We start from the raw sequence: 4,604 nt of genomic DNA on the forward strand, positions 1-4,604 counted from the left end.
CCGCTTGTACGTAACTATGGAAACCTTGCTCTGGATTATTAAGTCGTTTTGATAATCCATCGTGTACAGCTGGAGTATCGAGTAGACAAGGGGGATTTCACCCCAAGCCTCTCCCAGAACCGTACGTGATAGTCTCCCATCATACGGCTCTTCTAAAATGTTTGACCTATAGGTTCTTCCTCCTAAAAGTTGACCTAATATAAAACATTCTAGCTAACCCCTTCGCTCCATTTCCATTACAGAAATCTCATCACTACTACGAGTTAGTCTGCCTCTGCATAACACTTCGATATTCTGCCTCTAAGTTGTTCTTATTGCGCATTTTTCTTAGCATTGTTATACAGTTTCCCAAGTTCCGTAAATAAGCCTAAATAAAGTTCTTGCCATCTGAATGACGCCAGCCTTACAGAAAATAAATAGGTTACTTCTGTAATTAATGTTTTCGCAAACACTACTTTTAACTCCGTATCATACTTCGTAGCTTTTGACTGAATGTAGCAACTTCTCGACACCTCATCAATGGTTCACTTTCGTTCAACTCCTTTATTCACACCTGCTAACCTCTTGGATTAGATTTTCCTAAACGCTCAATACCATAACTATTCATTACAGCACCTTTAGGGGGGTTGAAGCCATCGCCTATACAACGACTTCGATGGACCTACCATCATCTTATTTACAGCATGTAACCAATTTAATGCCGTGGTTACTTCTTGGCACACTAAGAATCGGAGCAGGGTAAATACACCTGAACCAATTGATTTATCTGCGTATTTTTATTTCTTGTTTAATATATAATCAAACCCTGTATCAATCAAAGCTTTTGTTATTCGCTTTTTTCAACGTTTCTTATTCTTTTTATATTTTCCTTTTCTATTTGAGTCAAAAAAGAATCTACATTTTGATGATATCCTGAATACCATTCTTGTTTATTAAAATAATCTGACATTTTCTCTGTTTTAAATACATAATGATATCTTGCATATATTTCATTTCGCATAATTTTAAGTTCTTCTGCATTCATTTCATTTAAGTAATCAAAACTTATAATCTTGGTTTTAGTATTAAAATATTTACCTATTTGATTAACCTTGGAGTAGTTTCCTATTTCATAGTCTCTGTCATTTCCTGTTTGAACTGGTGGGTTATTTAATTTTAATCCTTTGTATTTCTTATTAGAAACTTCAAAAGTTACAAATTCTCCATTAGATTGATCAGAATAAAACTGATTTCCTTTGATTTTTACATTCGTGAAATTTTCATATGATAAATGCCAACCAACTACTTCTAAATTTTGAATCACCCAATCTCCTTTTTCTAATTGAGCACAAACAATACCACCAGCAATTGATACATGTAAAGATGACTCTGCTTCTGATTCTCCAAAAGAATATATGCCTGAGTAATTATTAATACTTTGTTCCTCCCAAATTCTTAATGATATATTTCCTTCTTCTATCATATCTTGAGTTCCAAAAAGTTGTGCTTGGGCTGTTGTTATTGACAAAAACATAATCAGCATGATTGTACTTATTCTCATATCTTTTCTTTAATCCTGAGTAAGGTCATAGTAAACTCTACTTTAGCATCGTTTATTAAATCATTTGCATAGCGATGGTAAAAGCAAAAAGTTTGAACAATTGAGTCCACGAGGTGCTTTGTTTTGTTTTGTTTTTTTCAAAGCTACGGAATTTTATATTCCATCTAGTGGAGCAAACAAATGGGGTTTTAAAAAATTCCCAAGCAATAGCATTCAAAAATGATTACCTATTGGGGCCCTTAGATAAGAAAAGCCTTCACAGAAATCTCATAACATATTGTTTTTATGACAATTACATGGTTACATAATGGTTATTATTATTGGCAAAACGTGTAGTACTTTCTTCTTTATTTAGGTACAAATACGGTATACGAACTCATCAACCCCCTATTATTTTGTATGACTAAATCGAATAGTATTGTTTTGTGGTTATAAATACAAAAAAATAATTATGACATTAAGAACATTTGCACTCGTATTTTTTTCTTTGACCTTTTTTAATTCTAATGCACAAAGTAAAGAAGTTACTTCCTATAGTTATAAAAAAGGAGAAATCCTGGATATTATGTTATTAACAATGGTATCAGATTCAAAAGAGAAATTTGATACATATAAAAAGACAATTTATCCAGTGGGTTATGAATATTCGTATCGACCGCAAAATGGTTTTAGCATCTCAAAACTCACACTGGGTACTCATCTTCCTTCTAACTTAATATTTGGAAAATGGGAAAACAAACAAAAAAGAGAAGCGTTTTTAGCCAATATTTCTAAAAGAGTACCCGATTTTCATAAACAACGTAGAGAACTGTTTCCTTATTTTGATCTTACTTATTATGAAATGCAAAAAGATGTAAGTTTCTCTATAAATAAAAAGAAATACAATGTAGTAACTTCTTTTTGGGAAGATAATTCTAACGAGTTCAATAAATTCATATCTAATTGGGAAGAAAAAATTAAAAAAGCTGGTGGTAAAATTGTCTTACAATTAAATAAAGGAAATTCACCAACTGGGTATGTTTATAATCCAGATAAATTTTATATAATTGAATGGAAAAATCAATCTGTTTTTGAAGCATTTGCTGTAGCGCACTCAATGACTAGTTATGATGATCTAAAAAATGTACATCAATTTAAAATTGATTAAGTTATATAAATATTAAGCAATTACATATGCAAGAACTACTCAATCAGCTTATTTATTTTGGTTTTTTTCAAAGTATCATTCTATTATTAGTCTATCTTTTTTCACCAAAAAAGAGAAGGCATATAAATGGGTACATGGCTTTTTTAATAATTACAATTTCAATAGGTTTATTGGGTAGAACGTTGCACAGTGCTGGGTTTTGGAATAGTAATTTCAGGCTTATTTGTTTTTCAGAATTTTCAGTACTCTTATTTGGACCAACAGTTTATTTGTTTACGTGTTATGTTCTCTTGAAAAAGAAGTATTCAAATAAAGATTTGATTCATTATGTTCCTGCCTTACTATACTCCACATTTATAGTTGTTTATTTTATGGTTCCTGCAGATGCTGTTATACGTGAGAGGGTTAAAACGGGTGAGCTATTTCGTGTTATACATATTTGTCTTGGGTTTGGTTTAATGGTAAACAGTATATATTTGATACTGAGCTGGAATGTTTTGAATACTTTTTCTAAAGAAATAAAAAATGAGATATCGTATGAATTGCACCTTCAGTTTATCGTAAATTTTTTAAGAGTAATAACCTGTAGTTTATTGTTTTGGGTTGTTATTTATTTTATTAGTCTTTTGGGATTTCAAGATATAGAACGTTCTATTCGTCCATTTATATGGGTTTTTCTAGCATTTATCATTCTCTTTATTACTTACTACGGGATGATTTCTCCAAATGTCATGAGGGTTTTACCAGAAATTGAATTTAAAAAATATACGCAATCTAAATTAAGTCTAGAAGACTTGGAGAGTTTAAGAAAGAAGCTCGACCAAATTATGATTAATAAAAAACCTTACTTAAATAATAAGTTATTTAAAGCAGAGTTAGCTCAAATGTTGGGAGTAAATAACCCAGAACTTGCACGATTACTTAATGAAAATATTGGAATGAACTTTTTTGAATATGTGAATTATTATCGTATAAAAGAGTTTATTCTCTTGGCTAAATCAGATCAAGCCAAACAACTTACTTTTTTTGGACTTGCTCAAGAAGCTGGTTTTAATTCTAAAACTACATTCAATAAATCATTTAAAAAACTAATGGGGGTTTCTCCATCTGTTTATTTTAGTCAAAAATTGTAAAAAAATTAAAAGTTAAATAAATAACTAGAACCAACGGATTGAATAAACTATCGTTTTCATGTGGTTTATTTTGTGTTGTACAACATTCATCTTTCATCAAACTTCCAACTTGATTTCTCCATAATAACTCTCATTCTACCTTCATGTTCCTTTCCTTGATAAAAAAAATGGCTCTGGATTTTTTCTGATCAATTTTACAGGAGTAATCATCTAGTCCTAATGTTTTCCAGTACCTCAAAGCTTTTTCCCATTCTTCACTACTCGATATGACATCTATCATTCTGTTGCTATATGCGGTTTTTAATAATTCTACTGAATCTAATGCTACTGCCTTTTTAACTATTTCAATCGGACATAGAGTGTCTTTCTTACTTTCTTGAGAAAACAAAGTGGAAACAGTAAAAAGTAATAGTATAATAAATATTTGTCTCATTAATAGTAAGTAATATTATACACCGCCATAGTAAACTCTGTTATAGCGTTGTTAATCAATTGAGTTTACAAAGTGTTCTATTTAGCTTGTTTTTTCAAAACTAAGGATTTTTTTCTTCCTCTCAATGGGGCTAAATTTTGTTTTTTCACAGACTCTTTAACTTCCTAATAAGACCTTTTAGAATATTGATGATATCATAAGAAGTAAAGAAAGTATCTATCTAAACGCCTAAAATGAGCTATTTTACATGAAATTATAGTCTTGCTAAACCATTGTTGAACTAATCCTCGTTGCCTCGGGAGCTTTTTTTAGCTACTTACAAAAATACCTTAACTTGATGACTCGACAAAA

The 4,604-nt window shown here is 30.7% G+C and carries 4 protein-coding genes; 2 read left to right on the forward strand and 2 right to left on the reverse strand.

The genetic code is table 11. From position 1 onward, the window contains the following. Positions 1–826: 826 nt before the first annotated feature. A complete protein-coding gene (locus CVD18_RS21480; protein ID WP_103867519.1) occupies positions 827–1,540 on the reverse strand; it encodes a YARHG domain-containing protein in 714 nt (237 codons plus the stop codon). 451 nt (positions 1,541–1,991) lie between these two features. On the opposite strand from CVD18_RS21480, the gene CVD18_RS21485 reads away from it, so the two are divergent. Further along, positions 1,992–2,687: a hypothetical protein gene (locus CVD18_RS21485; protein ID WP_103867520.1), complete on the forward strand. Its 696-nt coding sequence runs from the start codon at positions 1,992–1,994 to the stop codon at positions 2,685–2,687. A 134-nt stretch (positions 2,688–2,821) separates the two neighbouring features. Further along, positions 2,822–3,820, forward strand: a complete 999-nt coding sequence (locus CVD18_RS21490) for a helix-turn-helix domain-containing protein (RefSeq protein ID WP_233194614.1) — start codon at positions 2,822–2,824, stop codon at positions 3,818–3,820. Between the two features lie 130 nt (positions 3,821–3,950). Here the strand turns inward: CVD18_RS21490 and CVD18_RS21495 are convergent, their stop codons facing one another. Further along, entirely contained in the window at positions 3,951–4,253 is a 303-nt protein-coding gene (locus CVD18_RS21495) for a hypothetical protein (RefSeq protein WP_103867522.1), read from the reverse strand. Between the last annotated feature and the right edge of the window lie 351 nt (positions 4,254–4,604).

It is taken from the genome of Aquimarina sp. I32.4, assembly GCF_002924285.1.
Lineage (GTDB): Bacteria > Bacteroidota > Bacteroidia > Flavobacteriales > Flavobacteriaceae > Aquimarina.

Excerpts from the sequence above, each read along its gene's own strand:
- CVD18_RS21490 (WP_233194614.1), top strand. The coding sequence starts at position 2,822 with ATGGCTTTTTTAATAATTACAATTTCAATAGGTTTATTGGGTAGAACG.
- CVD18_RS21495 (WP_103867522.1), bottom strand. The coding sequence starts at position 4,253 with ATGAGACAAATATTTATTATACTATTACTTTTTACTGTTTCCACTTTG.
- CVD18_RS21480 (WP_103867519.1), bottom strand. The coding sequence starts at position 1,540 with ATGAGAATAAGTACAATCATGCTGATTATGTTTTTGTCAATAACAACA.
- CVD18_RS21485 (WP_103867520.1), top strand. The coding sequence starts at position 1,992 with ATGACATTAAGAACATTTGCACTCGTATTTTTTTCTTTGACCTTTTTT.